Annotated in this window: 26 protein-coding genes; 8 read left to right on the top strand and 18 right to left on the bottom strand. The window is 64.8% G+C overall.

Features of this window, described 5'->3' with window-relative positions; genetic code table 11:
- Positions 1 to 377 precede the first annotated feature (377 nt).
- A complete protein-coding gene (gene ctrA, locus ILT42_RS19905) occupies positions 378 to 1,079 on the top strand; it encodes a response regulator transcription factor CtrA (RefSeq protein ID WP_204217638.1) in 702 nt (233 codons plus the stop codon).
- A gap of 78 nt (positions 1,080 to 1,157) precedes the next feature.
- The gene (locus tag ILT42_RS19900) at positions 1,158 to 1,595 is read left to right on the top strand and encodes an EamA family transporter (protein WP_204217637.1); all 438 of its coding nucleotides are present in this window, start codon (positions 1,158 to 1,160) and stop codon (positions 1,593 to 1,595) included.
- A gap of 4 nt (positions 1,596 to 1,599) precedes the next feature.
- Here the strand turns inward: ILT42_RS19900 and ILT42_RS19895 are convergent, their stop codons facing one another.
- The gene (locus ILT42_RS19895; RefSeq protein ID WP_204217636.1) at positions 1,600 to 2,439 is read right to left on the bottom strand and encodes an EamA family transporter; all 840 of its coding nucleotides are present in this window, start codon (positions 2,437 to 2,439) and stop codon (positions 1,600 to 1,602) included.
- Positions 2,440 to 2,552: 113 nt separating this feature from the next.
- Between ILT42_RS19895 and ILT42_RS19890 the strand changes: the two genes are divergently transcribed.
- Positions 2,553 to 3,485 carry a LysR substrate-binding domain-containing protein gene (locus ILT42_RS19890; RefSeq protein ID WP_204217635.1) on the top strand — a complete coding sequence of 311 codons (933 nt, stop codon included), beginning with the start codon at positions 2,553 to 2,555 and terminating at the stop codon, positions 3,483 to 3,485.
- Here the strand turns inward: ILT42_RS19890 and chpT are convergent.
- Positions 3,482 to 4,123 carry a histidine phosphotransferase ChpT gene (gene chpT, locus ILT42_RS19885; RefSeq protein WP_204217634.1) on the bottom strand — a complete coding sequence of 214 codons (642 nt, stop codon included), beginning with the start codon at positions 4,121 to 4,123 and terminating at the stop codon, positions 3,482 to 3,484. The two genes, ILT42_RS19890 and chpT, sit on opposite strands and share 4 nt — an antisense overlap.
- Positions 4,124 to 4,301: 178 nt before the next feature.
- On the opposite strand from chpT, the gene cysQ reads away from it, so the two are divergent.
- The 3 genes from cysQ (at position 4,302) to ILT42_RS19870 (ending at position 7,528) form a co-directional block, all read left to right on the top strand.
- On the top strand, positions 4,302 to 5,126 hold the full coding sequence (cysQ, locus tag ILT42_RS19880; protein ID WP_204217633.1) for a 3'(2'),5'-bisphosphate nucleotidase CysQ: 825 nt from the start codon (positions 4,302 to 4,304) through the stop codon (positions 5,124 to 5,126).
- Positions 5,127 to 5,488: 362 nt separating this feature from the next.
- Complete coding sequence (locus ILT42_RS19875) at positions 5,489 to 6,085, top strand: DUF1134 domain-containing protein (RefSeq protein WP_204217632.1); 597 nt, start codon at positions 5,489 to 5,491, stop codon at positions 6,083 to 6,085.
- Positions 6,086 to 6,262: 177 nt separating this feature from the next.
- On the top strand, positions 6,263 to 7,528 hold the full coding sequence (locus ILT42_RS19870) for a coiled-coil domain-containing protein (RefSeq protein ID WP_204217631.1): 1,266 nt from the start codon (positions 6,263 to 6,265) through the stop codon (positions 7,526 to 7,528).
- Positions 7,529 to 7,573: 45 nt separating this feature from the next.
- On the opposite strand, the gene ILT42_RS19865 is transcribed toward ILT42_RS19870, so the two are convergent.
- From ILT42_RS19865 to ILT42_RS19815, 11 genes are all read right to left on the bottom strand, one after another.
- Positions 7,574 to 7,918 carry a hypothetical protein gene (locus ILT42_RS19865; protein WP_204217630.1) on the bottom strand — a complete coding sequence of 115 codons (345 nt, stop codon included), beginning with the start codon at positions 7,916 to 7,918 and terminating at the stop codon, positions 7,574 to 7,576.
- 52 nt (positions 7,919 to 7,970) lie between these two features.
- Positions 7,971 to 8,831 (bottom strand): D-amino-acid transaminase, encoded by an 861-nt coding sequence (locus tag ILT42_RS19860; protein ID WP_204217629.1) that lies wholly within the window; start codon positions 8,829 to 8,831, stop codon positions 7,971 to 7,973.
- Between the two features lie 267 nt (positions 8,832 to 9,098).
- Entirely contained in the window at positions 9,099 to 9,431 is a 333-nt protein-coding gene (locus ILT42_RS19855) for an SWIB/MDM2 domain-containing protein (RefSeq protein ID WP_204217628.1), read from the bottom strand.
- Positions 9,432 to 9,607: 176 nt separating this feature from the next.
- Positions 9,608 to 10,057 (bottom strand): response regulator, encoded by a 450-nt coding sequence (locus tag ILT42_RS19850; RefSeq protein ID WP_204217627.1) that lies wholly within the window; start codon positions 10,055 to 10,057, stop codon positions 9,608 to 9,610.
- 111 nt (positions 10,058 to 10,168) lie between these two features.
- A complete protein-coding gene (locus ILT42_RS19845; protein WP_204217626.1) occupies positions 10,169 to 10,516 on the bottom strand; it encodes a hypothetical protein in 348 nt (115 codons plus the stop codon).
- A complete protein-coding gene (locus ILT42_RS19840; RefSeq protein WP_204217625.1) occupies positions 10,497 to 11,540 on the bottom strand; it encodes an apurinic/apyrimidinic endonuclease family protein in 1,044 nt (347 codons plus the stop codon). Before ILT42_RS19840 ends, ILT42_RS19845 begins: the two co-directional genes overlap by 20 nt.
- Positions 11,541 to 11,566: 26 nt before the next feature.
- Positions 11,567 to 11,908 carry a response regulator gene (locus tag ILT42_RS19835; RefSeq protein WP_204217624.1) on the bottom strand — a complete coding sequence of 114 codons (342 nt, stop codon included), beginning with the start codon at positions 11,906 to 11,908 and terminating at the stop codon, positions 11,567 to 11,569.
- Between the two features lie 298 nt (positions 11,909 to 12,206).
- Positions 12,207 to 12,944 (bottom strand): DUF883 family protein, encoded by a 738-nt coding sequence (locus ILT42_RS19830; RefSeq protein WP_204217623.1) that lies wholly within the window; start codon positions 12,942 to 12,944, stop codon positions 12,207 to 12,209.
- A 16-nt stretch (positions 12,945 to 12,960) separates the two neighbouring features.
- Complete coding sequence (locus ILT42_RS19825) at positions 12,961 to 13,362, bottom strand: DUF3618 domain-containing protein (RefSeq protein ID WP_204217622.1); 402 nt, start codon at positions 13,360 to 13,362, stop codon at positions 12,961 to 12,963.
- On the bottom strand, positions 13,359 to 13,751 hold the full coding sequence (locus ILT42_RS19820; protein WP_204217621.1) for a phage holin family protein: 393 nt from the start codon (positions 13,749 to 13,751) through the stop codon (positions 13,359 to 13,361). The genes ILT42_RS19825 and ILT42_RS19820 overlap by 4 nt, the downstream gene beginning before the upstream one ends.
- Before the next feature lie 9 nt (positions 13,752 to 13,760).
- Positions 13,761 to 14,255 (bottom strand): hypothetical protein, encoded by a 495-nt coding sequence (locus ILT42_RS19815; protein WP_204217620.1) that lies wholly within the window; start codon positions 14,253 to 14,255, stop codon positions 13,761 to 13,763.
- Between the two features lie 221 nt (positions 14,256 to 14,476).
- Between ILT42_RS19815 and ILT42_RS19810 the strand changes: the two genes are divergently transcribed.
- On the top strand, positions 14,477 to 15,469 hold the full coding sequence (locus ILT42_RS19810) for a YihY/virulence factor BrkB family protein (protein WP_204217619.1): 993 nt from the start codon (positions 14,477 to 14,479) through the stop codon (positions 15,467 to 15,469).
- Between the two features lie 103 nt (positions 15,470 to 15,572).
- On the opposite strand, the gene ILT42_RS19805 is transcribed toward ILT42_RS19810, so the two are convergent.
- From ILT42_RS19805 to ILT42_RS19790, 4 genes are all read right to left on the bottom strand, one after another.
- On the bottom strand, positions 15,573 to 16,406 hold the full coding sequence (locus tag ILT42_RS19805) for an energy transducer TonB (protein WP_204217618.1): 834 nt from the start codon (positions 16,404 to 16,406) through the stop codon (positions 15,573 to 15,575).
- Positions 16,407 to 16,429: 23 nt separating this feature from the next.
- On the bottom strand, positions 16,430 to 16,882 hold the full coding sequence (gene exbD, locus ILT42_RS19800) for a TonB system transport protein ExbD (RefSeq protein WP_204217617.1): 453 nt from the start codon (positions 16,880 to 16,882) through the stop codon (positions 16,430 to 16,432).
- Positions 16,883 to 16,886: 4 nt separating this feature from the next.
- Positions 16,887 to 17,798 carry a tonB-system energizer ExbB gene (gene exbB / locus ILT42_RS19795; RefSeq protein WP_407664649.1) on the bottom strand — a complete coding sequence of 304 codons (912 nt, stop codon included), beginning with the start codon at positions 17,796 to 17,798 and terminating at the stop codon, positions 16,887 to 16,889.
- A gap of 473 nt (positions 17,799 to 18,271) precedes the next feature.
- Positions 18,272 to 18,766: a YciE/YciF ferroxidase family protein gene (locus ILT42_RS19790; protein ID WP_204217616.1), complete on the bottom strand. Its 495-nt coding sequence runs from the start codon at positions 18,764 to 18,766 to the stop codon at positions 18,272 to 18,274.
- Positions 18,767 to 18,895: 129 nt separating this feature from the next.
- On the opposite strand from ILT42_RS19790, the gene ILT42_RS19785 reads away from it, so the two are divergent.
- Positions 18,896 to 19,153, top strand: a complete 258-nt coding sequence (locus ILT42_RS19785; protein ID WP_204217615.1) for a YgaP-like transmembrane domain — start codon at positions 18,896 to 18,898, stop codon at positions 19,151 to 19,153.
- A 69-nt stretch (positions 19,154 to 19,222) separates the two neighbouring features.
- Here the strand turns inward: ILT42_RS19785 and ILT42_RS19780 are convergent, their stop codons facing one another.
- On the bottom strand, positions 19,223 to 19,483 hold the full coding sequence (locus tag ILT42_RS19780) for a GlsB/YeaQ/YmgE family stress response membrane protein (RefSeq protein WP_204217614.1): 261 nt from the start codon (positions 19,481 to 19,483) through the stop codon (positions 19,223 to 19,225).
- Positions 19,484 to 19,497: the final 14 nt, after the last annotated feature.

Here is a 19,497-nt window from a genome sequence, read left to right as displayed (position 1 = left end):
CGGAACAATTCGAGCCTTCGGGGCCGATCCGGGCCGCAGCCGTTAACGATTCGCTTACCGATTTCCTTAACACTGGCGTCTGCCGGGAAAAGCACCCCTGCGGTGTTTTGCGCGGCGCATTCGGAGGCTTCACGCGAGAAGCTTTTCCACAAGGAAATCAGAGACGGAATCGTGGCCCTGGAATCACATCGCGACTCGCTCCCCCTCCGAGCTGACGAAAGTCGGTCGTTAAGAGCTTGCGCGGCTGAATCAGGGTTTGTTAACCATTCCGAACTAGCGTTGCGAATCACTTTCAAAGGGCATTCGCCACAGGCCCTGTGGTGGGTGGGCGGCCGTTGCTGTCTTGAGGCCCAAGGGCTTAGGGCTGGGGATTAAACATGCGCGTACTTCTGATCGAGGATGACAGTGCCACTGCGCAGAGCATCGAACTGATGCTGAAATCCGAGAACTTCAACATTTATGCGACCGACCTCGGGGAAGAAGGCATCGACCTCGGGAAGCTCTACGATTACGACATCATTTTGCTCGACCTGAACCTGCCCGACATGTCGGGCTACGAGGTGTTGCGCGGCCTGCGCGTCGCGAAGGTCAAGACGCCGATTCTCATCCTGTCCGGCATGGCCGGCATCGAGGACAAGGTGAAAGGCCTGGGCTTCGGCGCCGACGACTATCTGACCAAGCCGTTCCATAAAGATGAACTCGTCGCGCGCATCCACGCCATCGTGCGTCGTTCGAAGGGACACGCGCAGTCGGTGATCACCACCGGCGATCTGGTCGTCAACCTCGACACGAAGACCGTCGAGGTGAGCGCGTCGCGCGTTCATCTGACGGGCAAAGAATATCAGATGCTGGAACTGCTCTCCCTGCGCAAGGGAACGACCCTGACGAAGGAGATGTTCCTCAACCACCTCTACGGCGGCATGGACGAGCCGGAGCTGAAGATCATCGACGTCTTCATCTGCAAGCTCCGCAAGAAGCTCGCCAACGCGTCGCAGGGCAAGAACTACATCGAGACCGTTTGGGGCCGCGGCTACGTGCTGCGTGAGCCGAACGAAGCAGAGGAACGCATCGCGGTCTGACATCGGCCGTCACGAGCCAGGAGGAAGCCCGGTCGTCCGATCGGGCTTTTTTCGTTCTGGAACGAGCAGGAGAGAACCATGAAAGCTCTCGCTGAGTCATGGACGTTCTGGGCCTTGTCGTCCGCAGGTTTTGCGGCCCTCACGGCAATCTTCGCCAAGGCTGGCGTCGAGAACGTGAACTCCGATTTCGCGACCTTCATCCGAACCATCGTCATCGTGCTGGTTCTCGGCTGCCTTCTGGTCGGAACCCAGCAATGGCAGCCACCGGGTTCCATCGCGGCACGAACCTATCTCTTCCTGATCCTGTCCGGCCTCGCGACCGGCGCATCGTGGCTGTGCTACTTTCGTGCCCTGAAACTCGGGGATGCGGCCCGCGTCGCACCGGTCGACAAGCTCAGCGTCGTTCTGGTGGCTTTGTTCGGCGTCATCTTCCTCGGCGAGCGGCTCGCGGCGGTCAATTGGATCGGTGTCGTCCTGATTACGCTGGGCGTCGTGCTGGTGGCCTATAGGGCTTAAATCGTCACAGACGCATCAGCGCCACGCCGCCCGCGATGAGGCACGCCGCGACGATGCGGCCCGGACCTACACGCTCCTTCAGGAAGAACACCGCGATCAGGACGGCGAACAGGACGCTCGTTTCGCGCAGCGCCGCGACGAGCGCGATCGGCGCCTGCGTGAAGCCCCAGATCACGATCCAGTACGCCGCCATCGCCATGGCGCCCGCCGCGATGCCCCCTCGCCAATGCGGGGCGAGCTTCGTGAAGACCGCGGGACCGCGCGTGGCGCGAACCCAGGCGCAGGTCAGCAGGCCGTCGATGATGTTGAGGGCGAGAAAAAAACCCGATGCCGTTCCGGCATGGCGCGCACCGATACCGTCCGACAGCGTATAGGTCGCGATGAAGCAGCCTGTCGCCAAGGCAAGCCCCATCGCGTGCCGGGACATGGACAACCCCCCTCGTCCGCCAAACGCCATCAGGCAGACGCCGCCGCCGATGAGCAGGATGGCGGCCAGTTTGGCGGGCGTGATCGCTTCGCCCAACGCCATTACGCTGACGAGAGTCACCATGAGGGGCGCCGACCCGCGCGCGAGCGGATAGACCTGCGAGAAATCTCCGACGCCATAGGCCCGGATCAGCGTCAGCTTGTAGAACACGTGCACGACGGCCGATGCGATGAGCCATGGAAGGGCGGCGGCGGCCGGCAGCGGGAAGAAAGGCATCAGCACGATCGAGAAGGCTACCTGCGACAGGACCAGCAGCAGCATGGAGGAGAGGCGATCTACTCCCCCTTTCACCACCGCGTTCCAGCCAGCATGCATCAGGGCGGCCAGCAGGACCGCGCAGAAGATCAGTAAGCTCACGGCACGCCCCGTTGGAAAGTCTGAGGAGCGCTTTGTGACATCGGGGGCGCGGGATGTTAATCGATAACATCTGACGACGTATGTGCGTTTTCTTCACATGGCTGGGTGGTCCCTTGGCTCGACGCAATCTCCCCTCTCTCAACGCGCTGCTGGCCTTCGAGGCCGCCGGGCGTCTTGGCCGCATGACTCTCGCGGCAGAAGAGTTGTCCGTCAGCCACGGCGCGGTCAGCCGCCATGTGCGCCACCTGGAGGAGGTTCTCGGGATCCGCTTGTTCGAGGGCCCCAAGAACGGGCTGCGGCTGACCGAAGCCGGCCAGGTGCTTCTCCCCTTCTTGAGTGGAGGTTTCGAGACGATCGAGGCCGGCGTTCGATCCGTCCGCGACGACGAGAGCGGTACGCTCGACGTCTCGTGCACCGGCACGTTCAGCATGCGATGGCTGATCCCGCGCTTGTTCCGTTTCCGGCATCTGCACCCCGAGATCGAGGTGCGCCTCAGCGCCTCCTATGCGCCCGTCGACTTCGCGCGGGAACGCTACGAGGTCGCCATTCGGCTCGCCGAGGAGGTTCGGTCGGAGGATGTGGTCACGGACGTTTTGTTCAGGGAGAATTTCGGACCCGTCCTGTCCCGCGCGATGGCCGAACGCATGACGTTTCAACACCCCGGCGATCTCGCCCGCGCTCCCCTGCTCCACACGGCGACCCGGCGCGACGCGTGGGCGACTTGGCTCGAGATATCCGGCGCCGGTTCATCCGGTCTCGGTTCCGCTGGGGTCGAGTACGAGCACTTTTACTACATGTTGGAGGCGGCCACCGGGGGTTTGGGCGTCGGCATCGCGCCCTGGCCGCTCGTGATCGACGACATCCGGGCCGGTCGTCTCATCGCGCCGTTCGGATTCGTGCCGAGCGGGCATGCCTACGTGGTCGCGCGGCCCCTTCGCCGGAACCGCAAGGCCGATGCTTTCTGCCGGTGGCTCGCGCAGGAGGCCGCCATGACGCCGCCACCGCCGGCTTCCGCCGGCGAGGAGACGGCCGCGCGGCTCCCTTAAGCCGAGACAGCCCGGATGGTGACCTCATCGCCCTCGATGCCGAACGAGACCTTCATGCCGCAGGCGCGCGCCACCATGCCGGCATAGAAGGGCTGGACCCCGTGGGCGTCCACGGTACCGCTCTCCGGCTCGCCCGCGATGAGGGCTTCCGCGTGAGCCGGGATGCGGGCGTTCAGGCCCTTCGAAACGAGGGTGAAGGCGCCGGTCTCGGCGTCTCCCGTCACGGTGACGGCGATGGAGCCACCGCGCGGGATCGCGCTCGTGGCCGTCATGACGAGATTGAGCAGCAGCTTCACCTTGTTCTTCGGGAACAGGAGGCGCGGCGACGTCCAGGAGAACGCCACCTTGTCGTCCTGGAACATGCCCCGCGCCACGGCCTCCGCGTCGCCGAGATCGATGGACGCGCCTGCGGAACCGGCCGCCCCGAAGGCGAGACGGGCGAATTGCAGCCGGGCCGAGGCCTGCTTGGCGCTCTTGCCGATGAGCTCCAGGGCGAAATCCCGCATGGAAGCGTCGTTGTCGTCCTCCAGCACCTCGAGGCCGTTGATGATGGCGCCCACGGGCGAAATCACATCGTGGCAGACGCGCGAGCAGAGAAGGGCGGCGAGGTCGAGCGAGTCGAGCGTGATCGTGGCCATGGGGGCTCCGGGGGGCCTGTCGCGGCCAGGGTGAGGGCCGGCGGTTCGGCGGTGGGGACGATTCCCCTTCGGATACCCGGCCTTGATGGGTTTGAAAAGCCGTCGAAACCGCCGACCGGGACCGACTTCAGGCGAAGAAGGGTCGACAGATGCGCCGGCAAAGGGCACAACTGAAAGGATGCAGCCCGAAGACCGCCCCGCGGACGCCATCGCGTTCAAACTCGCCGAGATCGCCGTGGAGGCTGGACGCCTGCTCCGCCGCATGGAGCAGGCCGCCATCGACCATCGGGTCAAGGACGACGGCTCCCCGACCACGGAAGCCGACTACGCCGCCGAGACTCTCATCATCGCGCGTCTCAACGCCATCTGGCCCGAAATCCCGGTGATCGCGGAGGAGACCGCGAACGCGGCCGAGGCGGCCGACACGTTCTTCCTCGTGGATCCCCTGGACGGCACGGGCGATTTCATTCGGGGCACCGGCGAGTACAGCGTCAACATCGCGCTCATCCGCTCGGGCCGCCCGGCCGCCGCCGCCGTTTCGGCTCCGGCGCTCGGGAAGGTCTGGGCCGCGGGCGAGGCCGCCTATTCGGGAGCCTTGTCCGAAGGCGCGGACGTGCCCTCGGACTGGGAACCGGTTCGCGTCCGTCCGGCGCCGGACAAGGACCTGACCGCTCTCGTGAGCCGCCGCCACGGCGACAACGCGACGGAGGCGTGCCTGTCGGCCCTGTCCATCGGCACCCGCCGCGCCGCGTCCTCGGCCCTGAAGTTCTGCTTCATCGCGGATGGCGAGGCCGACGTCTACGTGCGCTGCGGCCCGACCATGGAATGGGACACCGCGGCCGGCGACCACATCCTGGTGCGGGCGGGTGGAGTCGTGATCGGCCCCGGCGGGTCTCCCCTCACCTACGGTCATGAGGACCGCGGCTATCGCAACGGCCCCTTCGCGGCCCTGGGCGACCACGCGCTCGCGGCGAAGCTCGCCCTCCCGGCCATCGCGGCCTGAGGCAGGCGGCGAAGGTTCGAAAGAAGGCCAGGTCCGGCATCGCTAAACCCAACCTCGCGACGGGCCGATGACGGCTGTCTCAAGGCCGAGGGTGGCGGGAAATGCTTCCATGTGTTCGCAGTGAATGCCCGCGAGCCATTGGGCCCAGGACGCCCACGTCGAAACCCAAAACGCTCACGGAACCCAGTGACGCCATATTTTGACCCCTTGGCCGGTCTTAAGCCCCTCGCCGGCCCTCGTCGAGCACCTGACGTACAGACATTGTTAGGGTTGATAGCCTTAAATGGCCGTCTCGCGCTCGGTCCCCTGGGCCAAGACATCCCCGCTGGAGCCCCGCTCCACGTCCATGAGAGGAATTGCTCATGCGCTCGCGACTGACATTCATGGCCGCCGCCTTGGCCGCAACCCTCTGCGCCCTGCCGGCCGCCGCCCAATCGCCGCGGGTGCAGCCGGCCTACGCGGCGCAGCCCGCTCCTGATTCCTTCCGGCCCGAGGAGTTGGTCGATTCCGGCCACCAGTTCTTCGGCTCCGCCTCCCGGGGCCTGGCGCTCGCGGTGCAGGAGGCCGTCCGTCGCTGGGGCGAGCCCAACGGCTACATCCTCGGGCAGGAGGCGGGTGGCGCCTTTTTCGGCGGGGTGCGCTACGGCGAGGGCAAGCTGTTCACCCGAAACGCCGGAGAGCGCAAGGTCTTCTGGCAGGGCCCATCGCTGGGCTTCGACGTGGGTGGCGACGGCGCCCGGACCATGATGCTGGTCTACAACCTGCCGGCCGTAAACGCGCTCTACCGACGCTTCGTCGGGGTCGACGGCTCCGCCTACCTGATCGGCGGCTTCGGCGTCACGGCGGCCAAGGCGGACGACATGGTGGTGGTCCCCATCCGAACCGGCGTCGGCGCGCGGTTGGGCATCAATGTGGGCTACCTGAAATTCACCGACCAGCCGACCTGGAACCCTTTCTGAGGTTCTGCCCAGGCCCGGCGAATTCTGACCCGGCGGGGTGGGAAAACGTTGGGTTACGCCCTAAACCTAGCCATTCCGGAGCGCTGGGCTCTGGCAAGCGGTGCGGACGCGTGGCAGGGTTCCTGAGCCTGTCCGGTCGGGCACCCTGGAGTTTGTGCGGGCGTGATTGAGACCATCATGATCTTTGCGCTGGGATTCCTCGCGGCATCCCTGTTGGCGCTTCTCGTCATTCCGGCCATCAATTCCCGCGCGGAACGACTGGCGCGCCGCCGGGTCGAGGCCCAGTTCCCGCTCTCCATCTCCGAACTCACCGCCGACAAGGATCACCTGCGCGCGGAGTTCGCGGTTCTGCAGCGCCGCATCGAGCGCAAGGCCGAAGAGGCTATGGCGGTCAAGCACGAGAGCATGGAGGAGTTGGGTCGCCGCGCCGTGCGCATCGAAGCGCTGGAAACCCTGCTGGCCGAGCGCGATCAATCCATATCGGGCCTTCAGGCCGACCTGTCCGAGACGCGCAGCCGCCTCGCGGGTACCGGCGAGGAGCTGTCTCAGACGCAAGGCACCCTGTCTGGCCTCCGCGAGACCCTCACGGCCCTCGAGGCCGCCCACCGGACCACTCTGGATGAACTCGCCGCGACCCGAACCGAACTCGACCGCACGAAAGCGGATCTGACCCAGGCCAAGGCCGAACTCACCTTCAACCTGGACAAGCTCGCGCGCCTGGAATCGGCCCATGCGGACCTGGAATCCCGCCATACCGCGACGCTCAGCGACCTCGACGCGAAGCGCATCACGATCTCCGACATCGAGACCCGCCTGATGACGCAGACCTCGCGCGGCGACGACTTCGAGCGGGCCCTGGGCGAGCGCCGCTCCGAACTCGGGGAGGAGCGTCAACGGCTCGCCGACCTCGCCAAGGACCTGGCCTCCGAGCAGGAGCGTGGCCTTCTGCTCGACCAGCGCATCCGCGAGATCGAGGCGGAGCGCGACGGGAAATCCGCCGAGATCGCGGCCATCTCGGCCCAGCTCGAAGCTCTCACCGGAGAGGGTCGCGCGGCTCGAACCTCGCTGGAGGAACGCGCGGCTGCCGCGCAGGCCCTGGAAATGGCCCTTGCGGCCGCCAACGCGCGGATCGCGGCGCTTCAAGACGAGGGCGGCCGCAGCGGCCAGAGCCATGCGGCGGATCTGCGAACCCTTTCGGAGAAGTATGAGATCCTGAAAGCCGAGAAGGCTGCGCTCGAGGGTGGGCTCATGGCTTCCCGCGAGGACCGGGCGCGGCTCGAGAAAGTCCTACAGGCGCTCCGCAAGGGAACCCCCGAGAGCGATCTCGTGAGGGCCGAGAACGCGGAGCTGCGCCAGCGCATCATCGAAGTCGCCGATATGGTGATGCGCGAGCCCAAACCCAAACCGGCCCGTTCCGGTCGGCGGCGATCCGCGGCCAACTAGACAGGCTTCAAAGAAAAGCCGCGGAGGGATCCTCCGCGGCTTTCGTCATTTGGGATCGATGCTTTGGTTCCCTCCGGGACTCCCGGGGGCTGGAATGACGGGCGTGGTGCCGGGATTGGGCACGGGGGCCGGAACCCGCATATCGGGCGTGCCCGTATTGGGGGGTCGGATCACGCCGTCCGACTGCTGCAGCTTTTCGCTCAAATTATCCGTCGAGCCGGTCGTGGATGGCTCCGTCGGATTGATGAGGCTTGGGTCCACCTTCTCGGCGGGCATGTCCTTCGGCGCGGGCATGTTGGGCGCCTGCTGCTGAGGGACAGGCGTCTGTGCCCAAGCCGAGGCCGCGAATCCCATGGCGGCCAGGGTCGTCAGGACAGTGATGCGTTTCATCGGCTCGGCTCCTTTCGAGGGCAACGGCCCAAGCGGAGCAAGGGTTCCGGCCTCACGCGACCCCAGCGGAAGCTCGGGCGGCCTGAATGTAGAGCTCGCGCAGGCGGCGGGTTCGCGCGCCCGGACGCCCGTCGCCGATGGACCGTCCGTCGATGGTGACGATCGGCAGGACGAAGTTGGAGGCGCTGGTCAGGAAGGCCTCCGCCGCATCGTAGGCCTCCTCCAGCGTGAAGAGGCGTTCCTCGATTCCCGTTCCCGTCTCCTCGACGAAGCGCAGCATCGACTGGCGGGTGATGCCCGGCAGGATGGCGTGTGAGAGAGGACGGACCACGAGATTTCCATCCCGGGTGATGATGAAAGCGCTGGAGGAGCCGCCCTCCGTCACGTAGCCGTCCTCGACCATCCAGGCCTCGCCGGCACCCGCCTCGCGGGCGGCCTGCTTGGCCAGCACCTGGGCCAGCAATGACAAGGATTTGATGTCGCGCCGCTTCCAGCGAAGGTCCGGAACGCTCACGACGGCGATCCCGGTTTCCGCAGCCGGCGCGTCGACGATCGATTTGGCTTGGGTGAACATGGCCACCGTGGGCGCGACGCCGTCCGGGAAGAAAAAGTCGCGCTCGGCCTCACCCCGCGTCACCTGCAGGTACAGGAAGCCCTCCCGCATGCTGTTGCGGTGGATGAGACCGTTCATGGCCTCGATCCACTCGGTGCGGGAATACGGGTTGGCGATCCGGACCCCATCCAAGGACCGCTCCAGCCGGGCCAGGTGCCCCTCGGTGTCGACGAGGTGCCCATCCAGCACCCCGTAACCCTCGTAGATGCCATCGGCGAACAAGAAGCCGCGATCCATGACGGACACCTTGGCGTCCTGGAGGGGAAGAAAGGTACCGTTGAGAAAAACGACGCGGGACATGATGGCTCCAGACGATCGCTCCGGCCCGGAACCGGCTCGGTCCGGCGGAAGCATCGGCCTACATATCCCGATCGCGGGACCCGCTAAAGGCCCCCATCCGCATGGCCCGTACGCGATTTGGAGGGGCCCCGAGGCGTTGGCTCCCTGGGGCCGCCCGGAGGGGGTTCAGCTTCTCCGGATCCGGATGAAAAAACGGACCTTTCGCCCTTGGAGGAGTGGCGGAAGGTCCGTTCAAAAATGTCGGCCCTTTCAGGGGGCCGAGAAGGGTTACTTCAAGTGCTGGGCCAGGTGCTTGTTCATCTCGAACATGGTCACCTTGTCCTTGCCGAAGATCGGCTTGAGCTTGTCGTCCGCCAGGATCTCGCGCTTGTTCTCCGGGTTCTGGAGATTGTTTTTCTTGATGTATTCCCACATCTTGCTGACGACCTCGCCCCGCGCGATGGGGTTGGAACCCACGACGACCGCCAGTTCCTTGGAAGGTTGGAGCGGCTTCTGAAGAGCGTTGGATCCAGCGGCCTTGGTGCCCGCTGCCTTCTTGGCGGCTGGCTTGGCGGCGGTCTTCGTCGCACCGGCTTTTCCGGCGGTCGGCTTGGTCGGCATAGGTTCCTCCGAGGTAGGATGGAAGGGACGACGTTTTCAGGCTTGGCCGGAAGATCCGCTACGCAACCGAAACCGTCTTGGGTCCGAGATATTGATCCTGAAAGGGTTTCAACAGGCGGGAGCTTATGGCTGCTCAGAGCCAACGGCAAGGCGCTCCGGCGCTCTTGCGCACAAGATCAAGCGGTTTTTGGGAAAGGAACCACCGTTCCCTTGGGTTCCGGAGCCCAGTCGGTCCTGACACAGGTCTCTTGCCCCAGGGCTCGCGTCATGGCCGATCGGACATGCAGGACAACGGCCTCGTTGGGGCATGGCTTGGCCAGGAAGGCCGCTCCGGGAGGAAGGTCGCCATCGGCGGGCCACCGCCGTCCGGACATGATGAGGATCTCCGTGCCGGGCCAGAATCGATTGACTGTACGGGACAATTCATAGCCATCGGGCCCCGGGCCCATATCGACATCCGTCAGCAGGACGCTCACGGGCAAGCCGGAGTTCAGGATCGTAAGGGCCTCATTGGCATGAGCGGCTTCGACCACCCTGAACCCAGCTTCTTCCAGAAGCTCTGCCAGGAAAAGGCGAATGAGAGGCTCATCCTCAACCAGAAGTATCGCGGGCGTATCGTCGGTCATCTACACTGAACTCGAACACGATCTTCGCCAACGCCGAAGGAAGCCGTGTGTTCCGTTGCGACGCGCCATTAACCATTCCGTTCATACGAAAAGCTCAGGGGTAGAGAGGCATCACGGGCGGCTTTGGGGATGGTGGGTCCCATACCAGGCCGCGTAGGGAGTGTTCTTGACGAGATGCCGATTGAGGTCCGGCGCGCCATCCGTCCACCAGACCGGTCCTCGTTCTCCCAAGCCGCGCTTGGCGCGATCCACATCGGATCTCGCTGCTTTCAGCGCCTCCTCGTCGTTGCATTTCTGGGCCGCGCCGACCGCCCTGCGAGCCCGCATGAGGTCGCGCACGAGCGTGTCGCGCTCCTGGGGATCGAGGTTCGGGTTCGAGCAGCGCCAGAGGCGGCCGCGGACCACGAAGTAGCGGCCATCCGGCGTCGACGGGTAGGGATCAGGCCGGGATGCGCTCATCCCGCTTCCATCGGGCGGTCACGTGATGGGCGAGGCCCTCGGACGCGATGTTCTTCATCTTCGCCTCGACCTCGAAATCCGTCCAGGCGAGGTGCTCGGCCACGAGATCGTTCAAAGCCTCGTTCCACATCAGGTCCGAATGGGCCCGCAGATCCTTCGCCTTCACGCCACCCGCAGCCAGGACCGCGAAATCCGGCCGAACCTGGATGTCCGGGTCGGGCAGGAATTCCTCCCGCGACACGCTGATATGGCTCAGGGGCCGCACCCCCCTCCAGGACGCCTTGATGGTCTCGATCCGGGGATCGTCGGGGAGGATGTACTCGCCCCTACTGTGAATCCAGTGATGATGCAGGTCGAGGACGATGGGCAGCGCATCGGCGAGCGGCAGCAGGTCGTCGAGGCCGTAGCTGACCTCGTCATTCTCGACCGTGATGAGGTTTCGTGCCTGCTCGGACAGTGCGGCGAGCCCTTTCCGGAAGCCCTCGGCTCCCATGGCTCGCGCGCCCCCGTGGATGTTGATATGCGCCCCGTCCGGGTGCCATCCACCCGTATAGCCCATGAGAGCCATCACCTCGGCATGATATTCGAACTCCGCCACCCCATTGCGCAGGGCAGATTCGTTCGCAGACGTGATGACGCAGAATTGGCCGGGATGCATGCTGAGCCTTACGCCACGCTCGCGGGCCAGGGCCCCGGTCGAAGCGAGACCCGTCTCGATCAGGCGTCGCAGGTCGGGATCGCGATAATAATCCTGCGCGGTCGGATGGGTGTAGCCCGGCAGCAGACCGCTGGAGAGGCGGTGCAGGCGCTCGAGCGAGGGCCTTCCACCGACATGTTCCACCTGACGGTGAAAAGCCGAGAGGTTGTGCATCACGACGGAGGAGAGCTTATCGAAGGCTGCTTTGGGGTCGAGGCGCCCGAGATAGGCCATGGTGACGGCCCCGACATTGAGGGCCCTCGATGCCTCGGCGTCGCCATCTTGGGGTACGTATTTGCAGCAGAAGCCGATGCGGGACTGAGTCATGGTTCGGGTTTAGGCCGGACTCGGCGTCAGGCAAGGGTCTGTCGTTCGATACTGCTCAGAACGGCTTCCTCTTCGAACGGCTTCGAGATGAAAGCAGCCGTTCGCAGATGGCCGGGAACATCGCCAGGCTTAGAGGCCGAGACGAACGCGAAGGGAATCCCACGTTCCTTGAGTTCGGCCGCTATGGCGAAGCTCTTGCCGTCGGCTACGTCAATATCGAGCAGAGCGTAATCGAAGCCGTCTTCCAGGTGCTCGGCCGCCTCCGCCACCGATGCGTAGGTACCCAGAACCTCGTGGCCGTCGCTTTCCACGAGTGACTGCAGATCGAGTGCGATGAAAGGGTCGTCTTCCAGGATCAACACGCGCATCGTCATTCCTCGGCGTTAAGGCCACACTCTTTCCCGCCGCGAAATCTGCAGCACATCCGAGCCTGTCGGCTGGCCCTCAATTCGAGTGAACACCTTGAGAACGAACAAATAAACAGAGGGTTCCCAACCAATAGCTCATCGTTAATCTTCGCTCGAAGGATAGTTAAGAAATGTCTTTGCCGACGACAACAGCTCCCCCGGCTCAGGTTTTATCGAAAGTCATACGAGACAAAACGTCGCTTTACGAACAAAAGCACCGGCCGCAGGGGCCGGTGCTTTCAAGCAGATGCGCGATAACTCAGTGACGGTTGGCGTTCTGGTCCGAACGGAAATCGGCTTCATGACGGCTGAAGCGAGGATCGTCCCCCGTGAAGGTCTCCTCCACATAGTCCCGGCCGCGTTGGGTCACGTCCTGAGCGTAGCGAAGGCCCTGCTCGCGCACCTCGTCGGCCCAAGCGCCGAAGGTCTCGTTTTCCTTGCGAGTCCGCGGCAGGAGAGCGCCGATCAGCAGACCGGTTGCCAGACCCACGATGCCAACCACCATGGGGTTCTCGGCCACATAATGCTGGAGGCTTCCCTTGGCACTGCCGAGCGCTCTCGTGGAGCGCTCGCGGGCGTGGCCGAACCGTTCGCCTGCGCGGCCGGAGCGATCTTCGGCCCAAGACGACGCGCGATCATAGGTGTCCTGCGCCCAATCGGAGGCATCGTCATACAGGTCGGCCGCGCGCTTTTGCGCTTGCCCGGCCTTCGAGCGCACGGTGTCGGAGGCGGACTCGAAGGCGTCCTTGGCCTTGTCCGTCAAGTTCTCGCCTTGAGCCGACGCCTTGTTTTCGTGCTGCCCGGACGAGCCACCAAGGGGCTTTGACGTATGCGAAGCCAGGGTAGAACTCTGGGCGGACTTGTGGTCGCCCTGGGCATGAGGCATCGGGGACGACCCGATATCGCCCACCGACGTCCCGGCCGAGACCTTCGACGTCGTATCGGAGGTCTTCGACTGAGTGGTCTTGCTGGTGTCGTTGTTCTTCGGATCAGCCATGGATCTCTCCTATCGATCAGTAGCGCCGTGAGGGGTTATCGAGGTCGGGCCCAAGGGGCTCGAGACCGGGATGGATTGCCGGAGATGTAGGACGCAGGACGAAACCGTCATCGACGACATCGGACGCGAGCGGCTCCTCGACGACGGCGATTTTGACGCGCCGGGGGCGAGGCTTCGTCATGCGGTAGAAGATCATCGCCATGCCCGCCGCCACCAGCATGACCGGCACCGGGTTCTGCCGGATGGTCGTGAGCATGTTGTCATAGACAGGAGCGAACGCGCTCCGTTGGACGGAGCCCAATGCATCGTCCACGACGCCGGAAACGGTCAGTTTGTCCTGCAACCGATCGATCGTCAGATCGAGCCGGGCACGGGTCTGTTCGATCTCGCGTTCGAGATCACCCATATCGTCGCTCATGCGGCGGACCTTTCCGAGAGTACTTCAGCATCGCGCTTGATCGACCGAACCGTCCGCTGAGGGGTGATGGAAAAGCTCGACATCATGTGGCGGCCGTAGAGGCCAAGCCCGATCGCGACGGCGGCCATGACACCCCCCACGATCAGCGCCGCGAGGGCCTCCGAGTGCACCACCGTGGCAAGCCAGTCGACCAGGGATTTCGTGAATAGGATCAAAGCCGCGATGGCAAAGACCGCGGCACCGACGATCATCGCCAGTCCCACGAAGAGGCTGCGAATGTTCTGGTTCATCTCGGTGCGGAAGAGAGCGAACTCCTTCTGCGCCAGATCCGTCGTTTCCCGCAACGCGTCGCCGAAGAGGCCTTGAATGGATTGAGGTCCGCCTGCCATGTCGAGCTCCTAGCCGCGTCGCGACATCGCCTGAGTCGGGCGCCTGCGTGCCGTGCGAATATCGCCACCCGCCAGTTCGGCTTCGTAACGCAGGTCGGACGCGGTGCTCTTGATGAAGCGCGCCGCAAGGAAGCCCACGGCAACCGAGATGGCAACCACGGCGGCCGGCCGCTGGCGCATCACATCTTCCACATCGGAAAACAGCTCCCCGTAGCTGCGGTCCCGGATCGAATCCGCGAGGTTGTCGAGTCCCTCGGCGGCGCTGTCCACCACGGCCCGGATGTTGGGACGATCCTCGAAGGACGAAGTCGACTCTCGCAGGGAACTGGCGAAGTCGGAAACGGATTGCGCGACATCGCCCTTGCGCTTGTCCGCATAGTCCGTGGCCTGCTCGCGCGCCGCATAGATGAATGTACGGCCCCGTTCGACGGCGGCGTCCGCGATATCGCCCACGTCGCTCTTCAGGTCGTCCCAGTCGGGACTCTCAGTCGTTTGGGATTTCATGCCATGGTTTCCCTGCTGACCAGCGCTCATCACTCGAACCTCTCCTGAACAGTGAGGTAGTAACCACCGGAGGGGCGGCGGGTTCCGAAAAACCAACGCCCTTGAAAGCCTGAGGATTTCAGGCCCGAAGCCCTATATGGGAAACTTGGCCGTGAAACACTTTTCAGGATGGCGGCGTTCACCCTTGCGGCCATAAGATGGCAGTGCTTGGGGATGCTCGGATGAGTGACGCGGTTTCCATGAGGGTCAACGAGCACCGGGCCCGCGAACCGGGGCGTGGGCGTTCCGCCCGGAAGCCCCACCACATCCCCCTCCTGGGCTGGAAGGACATCCTCCTGCGGGTTTGGAGCGAGGTCTCCGAGGACCGGGTCAGCACGGTCGCGGCGGGCACGACGTTCTTCCTCCTCCTGTCGCTCTTTCCGGCCCTGGCCGCGCTCGTCTCCCTCTATGGTCTCATCGCCGATCCCGCGACGATCAGCGATCACTTGTCCCGGATGCGCGGCTATGTGCCGGCGGCCCTGATCGACATGATCGGCGGCGAGCTCCAGCGGCTGATCGACAAGCGCACCGGCACCTTGAGCTTCGGCTTCATCAGCGGCCTCCTGCTCGCCCTCTGGAGCGCGAACAGCGGCGTGCGGGCCATCTTCGACGCGCTCAATGTCGCCTATGGGGAGACCGAGAAACGAAGTTTCTTCCAGCTGCTCCTGATCTCCTTCGTGTTCACGATCGGGGCCCTGTGCTTCTTCATCGCCCTGATCAACGTCGTGATCCTGCTGCCCCTGCTGTTGAAATATCTCTACCTCGGCCCCGTCGGGGACCTGCTCATGCTCGCCCTCCCCGCCCTGATCATGTTCAGCGTGGCCATCCTGGGCCTGGCGGTGCTCTACCGGTACGGTCCGAGCCGGGCGGCACCAAAATGGCGCTGGATCACACCGGGTTCCTTTGCGGCCGGGATCATTTGGCTGATCGGATCGGTGGGCTTCTCCTATTACCTGTCCAATTGGGGGAACTATTCCGCGACCTATGGCTCGCTCGGGGCGGTCATCGGCGTCATGATGTGGATCTACCTGTCCCTGTTCGTCGTCCTCGTCGGGGCCGAGCTGAACGCGGAGATCGAGCACCAGACGGCCGTTGACACGACCACCGGCCCGGAGCAGCCCCTGGGGAGTCGCGGCGCCACCATGGCCGACTCGGTCGGGGAAGCGAGGGCCTGATCTCGTGTGAACCACATGGATCGATGTCCACCTGCTCGATCTCGAAGGCCAGTCGTGCCGATCCAATCCGACAACGCCTTTGAGGCGCCTGCCAACCATCGATCTACCGGGTGAAATTGATCCCCATGGTCAGGGTCAGGTTCACCTGTTCGGGGGGCGGAGCCGGCAAGGGACTGGCCCGTTGAACATCCCGCAAGGCCAGTTGGTCCAAGGCCTCCTGGCCAGAGCTGCGCGCGATACGAACCGCCACGATCCGGCCGGTCCGATCAATGGTGATTGAAACCGAAACACTACCCGGACGCAGGTTCGGGGGCGTGCGCGTAATGAACGGTTTGATGCGGCTGGAGGCGGCGCTCCTCCAGCGCGCCGCAGCGGCACTAGGTGTGGCGGTAACCCCTGGAGCGGATTCGGCCGGCCTGCTCGCGGGCGGCGCTTCAGCCGCCGGAGGTGCCGTCGGGCGCTCGGCCCGGCGCCGGGGAGGCTCCGGCTTTCTGCGCTCGACCTCTTTCTTGGGCTCAGGCTTCTTGGGCTCGACCTTCTTGGGCTCCTCCCGCTTGGGCGGGGGTGGCGGTGGGGCCAGAACGGCGGCGGCGTTCGGTACCGCGGGAAGTTCCGGCAGCTTCAGGTCGAGTGGCGGTGGGGGCTCCGGCAGAGGGTCCGGTTCCGGCGGGTCGAAGACGGGCTCCGCGACCGGCGGAAGTTCCGGCAAATCCGGCTCGGGCTCGGGCAGTGGCGGAGGAGCCTCGACGACTTCCGGCTCCGGTGCCGCGTCCGCCGGGGGCGGCTCAGGGTTGGCCGCGATGGGCTCCAGATCGATCATGACGGCCGGCGGGGCGCTCCCAGCGGACGCCTGGGCCGAGGGCCAGTTCATGGCGGCCCATACCACGCCGGCATGGGCCCCGACCACCATGACGGCGGCAAGGGTCCAGCGGACCATGTCTCCGCGTTCCGCAGGCTCGATCATCGTGGGGGGGCGGCCCCCTGCCCTGCTCCGCCCGTCTCCTCGAGGCCCACGAGCCCGATCTTCAGGTAGCCGGCGTTGCGTAGCAGGTTCATGACCTTCATCAGGTCGCCATAGGCCACACCCTGGTCGGCCCGCACGAAGACCCGCTGCTCGCGGTCGTTCTGCGTCTGGCGGTCAAGCGCGCCCTGAAGGGACTCGCGAGCGATGGTGTCCTCGCCGAGGGAAAGGCTGAGATCGTCCTTGACCGTCAGGAAGAGCGGCTTATCCGGGCGGGGCTGGGCCGGGGCGTTGGAGGTTGGGAGATCGACAGCCACGTCGACGGTCGACAGGGGGGCCGCCACCATGAAGATGATGAGCAGCACGAGGACGACGTCGATGAATGGCGTCACGTTGATGTCGGCGACCTCGCCGACATCGTCGTCGTGGCTTTCCTGGAGACGGACGGCCACGGGCTTACTCCGCTGCCCGAATGGTGTTGGGACGTGCGGGCGCGGCCGGACGGGCGACGGCGCGCGGCCTGTCGAGGTCACGCGAGAGGTGCTGCAGGATCACTGCCGAGGCATCGGACAGGTTGGCCTTGTAGCCCGCGATGGACCGGGCGAACATGTTGTAGATGACCACGGCCGGGATGGCGGCCACCAGACCGATGGCTGTGGCGAGCAGCGCTTCGGCGATGCCGGGCGCCACCACCGCGAGGTTCGTGGTCTGGGCCTGGCTAATGCCGATGAACGAATTCATGATGCCCCAGACGGTACCGAACAGGCCCACGAAGGGCGCCGTCGAGCCGATGGTGGCGAGAAGGCCCGTGCCCCGCGTCATGCGGCGGCCGGACTGCGCCTCGATCCGGGAGAGCGCCACCGCCACCCGCTCCTTGATGCCGTCCGGGGGCAGATCGGCGGACCGCTTCCACTCGCCCGCGGCGGCCCGCACAAGAGTGCCGACAGGACCGGACCCCTTGGTTTCGCCGACGCGGCGTGTCGCATCTGCAAGGTCGTGCGCCTCCTGGACTTGGCGCAGACCCGACAGGGCCCTCCGCTTGGCCGCCAGGAGTTCGAGGGCCTTCGCGAGGCCGATGGTCCACGTCACGAGGGACGCGAAGGCGAGGCCGACCATGACGGCTTTGACCACGAGATCCGCATTCATGAACATCGCCCAAGGCGACAGGTCATGAGGCAGGTTGGCGGACAAGGACGAGGCGGCTGTCTGAGGGGCGGACGGCGTCGGAGCCGTCGCGGCGGGTGCTGAAACGGCCTCGGGGGCCGTCGGAGAGGGCTGGGGCTGCGGCGCGGTCTGCGCCGGCGGGACAGGGGCCGCAGCCTCCTGCGCCATCACACCGGGAGCCGCAATCGACAGGAAGACCGCCATGGCCGCATGCCCCACCCAGGCAAGGGGCATGCGGGCACGACGGTTCGAGCCTAGGCCAAGGGTGATGAAGCGCTTGGAGCGGACGAAGCGCGACATGCACGCACCTTTCTTATGAGCGTCCCGAGCCGGGACCGTAGAATGTCAGAACCGGGAGCCCGGCCGCGTGGAAGCGCGAAGGCTCGGCGTGTGACGACCCAGTCATGAGTGGGAGATGGGAACCTCGGACACGCGGTCAACCCATAGTTCAAGGTTAAATTCGTCGCAATATCAATGATTTAGATCAATTCCAATCTAGCCGGTACATTGTCCCTGAGATCTATGAACGGGCGGGAAACAAACCTGTTTTCAGGGACTTGAGACCCGTCTGGAAGGCATGCGCGCGTTCGGGGCTGGCTATGCAGTCGCCGTCGGACACGAAAACGCCGGGACGGAGCCCGTCCCGGCGCTGACGCGATACACAGCGGAAGGAGCGACTACGCTGCCTTGGCGTTGACGCGGGCCTCTGCCAGCTGGCTCAACAACTTGTCGGTCTTCTTCTCTTCCTGAAGGTTCTGGTCGAGGAGCGAGGCCGCGTCGTTCAACCCGAGCTGGGACGCCCACGTCTTCAACGTGCCGTACCGTGTAATCTCGTAGTGTTCGACAGCCTGGGCGGAGGACAGGATACCGGCATCGAGGGCTTCGCTATCGGCGAAGTCTTCCATGATCTCCTTGCTCTCCTCGATGATCCCGTTGATGGCCTCGCAGGCCACGCCACGAGCAGGCTTGCCCAGCAATTCGAAGATCTGCTCGAGGCGATCGATCTGGCCCTCGGTCTCCTCGCGATGCAGCTCGAAGGCCTGGCGCAGTTCGTCGGACTCTGCGGCCTTTGCCATTTTCGGCAAGGATTTCAGGATCTGCTTCTCGGCGTAATAGATGTCCTTCAGGGTGTGAAGAAACAGGTCGTCGAGGGTCTTTTCCTTGGAAGCCATTGCACGAACTCCATTGTCAAAATGCCTGACTCAACGACGGCTCAGGTTGCTTGTTCCTGGGCTTCCACAGGATTCTGGAACAAGCGCGAGAGGGGTCGCGTTCGGCTTGTGAAACCAAGGAGACATGACGTGGCGCAATCGGATTCGGGATTTTTCGACGGGGTATTCGACGACCGTCCGAACCTCAGCACGCTGGAGCGCGGAGCCTATATCGCGGTCGGCCTCGGCCTTGCGGCGGCGGCTGCAAAGCCGAGACCCAATCCGCTCTTGAACGTATTGGCCCTGGCGGCGGGCTCCTACCTGGCCTGGCGCGGCGCGAAGGGCAGCTGCCCGGTGAAGGCCGTCTTCGTCGGGCATGACGAGCCGGACCGCATCGCCGACCATTAGGCGCCGTGTTCAACGCAAAAAAAGCCGCTGCCCGAAGGCAGCGGCTTTCTTTATGGACCGGTCGGACGCTCAAACCGACGAGCGGCGTCCGGCGATTATGCCCCAGATGGCGAGCACGATGATCGCGCCCACAACCGACGCGATGAAGCCCGCGCCCTGGTTCGGGCCGTACCAGCCGATGGCTTGGCCCAGATAGGTGGCGACGACGGCGCCGATGATGCCGAGGATCGTGGTCAGGATGAAGCCCGACGGCTCATTCTTACCCGGCATGATGAACTTGGCGACGATGCCGACGACGAAACCGATGATGATTGTCCAGATGATACCCATGACAAAACCCTGCG

The organism is Microvirga pudoricolor (assembly GCF_016892705.1).
GTDB classification, from domain to species: domain Bacteria; phylum Pseudomonadota; class Alphaproteobacteria; order Rhizobiales; family Beijerinckiaceae; genus Microvirga; species Microvirga pudoricolor.
This window is presented reverse-complemented; position numbering and strand designations above follow the sequence as displayed.

Coding starts and splice junctions, on each gene's coding strand:
- ctrA (WP_204217638.1), top strand. CDS start 378: ATGCGCGTACTTCTGATCGAGGATGACAGTGCCACTGCGCAGAGCATC.
- ILT42_RS19900 (WP_204217637.1), top strand. CDS start 1,158: ATGAAAGCTCTCGCTGAGTCATGGACGTTCTGGGCCTTGTCGTCCGCA.
- chpT (WP_204217634.1), bottom strand. CDS start 4,123: ATGGCCACGATCACGCTCGACTCGCTCGACCTCGCCGCCCTTCTCTGC.
- cysQ (WP_204217633.1), top strand. CDS start 4,302: ATGCAGCCCGAAGACCGCCCCGCGGACGCCATCGCGTTCAAACTCGCC.
- ILT42_RS19875 (WP_204217632.1), top strand. CDS start 5,489: ATGCGCTCGCGACTGACATTCATGGCCGCCGCCTTGGCCGCAACCCTC.
- ILT42_RS19870 (WP_204217631.1), top strand. CDS start 6,263: ATGATCTTTGCGCTGGGATTCCTCGCGGCATCCCTGTTGGCGCTTCTC.
- ILT42_RS19865 (WP_204217630.1), bottom strand. CDS start 7,918: ATGAAACGCATCACTGTCCTGACGACCCTGGCCGCCATGGGATTCGCG.
- ILT42_RS19860 (WP_204217629.1), bottom strand. CDS start 8,831: ATGTCCCGCGTCGTTTTTCTCAACGGTACCTTTCTTCCCCTCCAGGAC.
- ILT42_RS19855 (WP_204217628.1), bottom strand. CDS start 9,431: ATGCCGACCAAGCCGACCGCCGGAAAAGCCGGTGCGACGAAGACCGCC.
- ILT42_RS19850 (WP_204217627.1), bottom strand. CDS start 10,057: ATGACCGACGATACGCCCGCGATACTTCTGGTTGAGGATGAGCCTCTC.
- ILT42_RS19845 (WP_204217626.1), bottom strand. CDS start 10,516: ATGAGCGCATCCCGGCCTGATCCCTACCCGTCGACGCCGGATGGCCGC.
- ILT42_RS19840 (WP_204217625.1), bottom strand. CDS start 11,540: ATGACTCAGTCCCGCATCGGCTTCTGCTGCAAATACGTACCCCAAGAT.
- ILT42_RS19835 (WP_204217624.1), bottom strand. CDS start 11,908: ATGCGCGTGTTGATCCTGGAAGACGACCCTTTCATCGCACTCGATCTG.
- ILT42_RS19830 (WP_204217623.1), bottom strand. CDS start 12,944: ATGGCTGATCCGAAGAACAACGACACCAGCAAGACCACTCAGTCGAAG.
- ILT42_RS19825 (WP_204217622.1), bottom strand. CDS start 13,362: ATGAGCGACGATATGGGTGATCTCGAACGCGAGATCGAACAGACCCGT.
- ILT42_RS19820 (WP_204217621.1), bottom strand. CDS start 13,751: ATGGCAGGCGGACCTCAATCCATTCAAGGCCTCTTCGGCGACGCGTTG.
- ILT42_RS19815 (WP_204217620.1), bottom strand. CDS start 14,255: ATGAAATCCCAAACGACTGAGAGTCCCGACTGGGACGACCTGAAGAGC.
- ILT42_RS19810 (WP_204217619.1), top strand. CDS start 14,477: ATGAGTGACGCGGTTTCCATGAGGGTCAACGAGCACCGGGCCCGCGAA.
- ILT42_RS19805 (WP_204217618.1), bottom strand. CDS start 16,406: ATGGTCCGCTGGACCCTTGCCGCCGTCATGGTGGTCGGGGCCCATGCC.
- exbB (WP_407664649.1), bottom strand. CDS start 17,798: ATGGCGGTCTTCCTGTCGATTGCGGCTCCCGGTGTGATGGCGCAGGAG.
- ILT42_RS19790 (WP_204217616.1), bottom strand. CDS start 18,766: ATGGCTTCCAAGGAAAAGACCCTCGACGACCTGTTTCTTCACACCCTG.
- ILT42_RS19780 (WP_204217614.1), bottom strand. CDS start 19,483: ATGGGTATCATCTGGACAATCATCATCGGTTTCGTCGTCGGCATCGTC.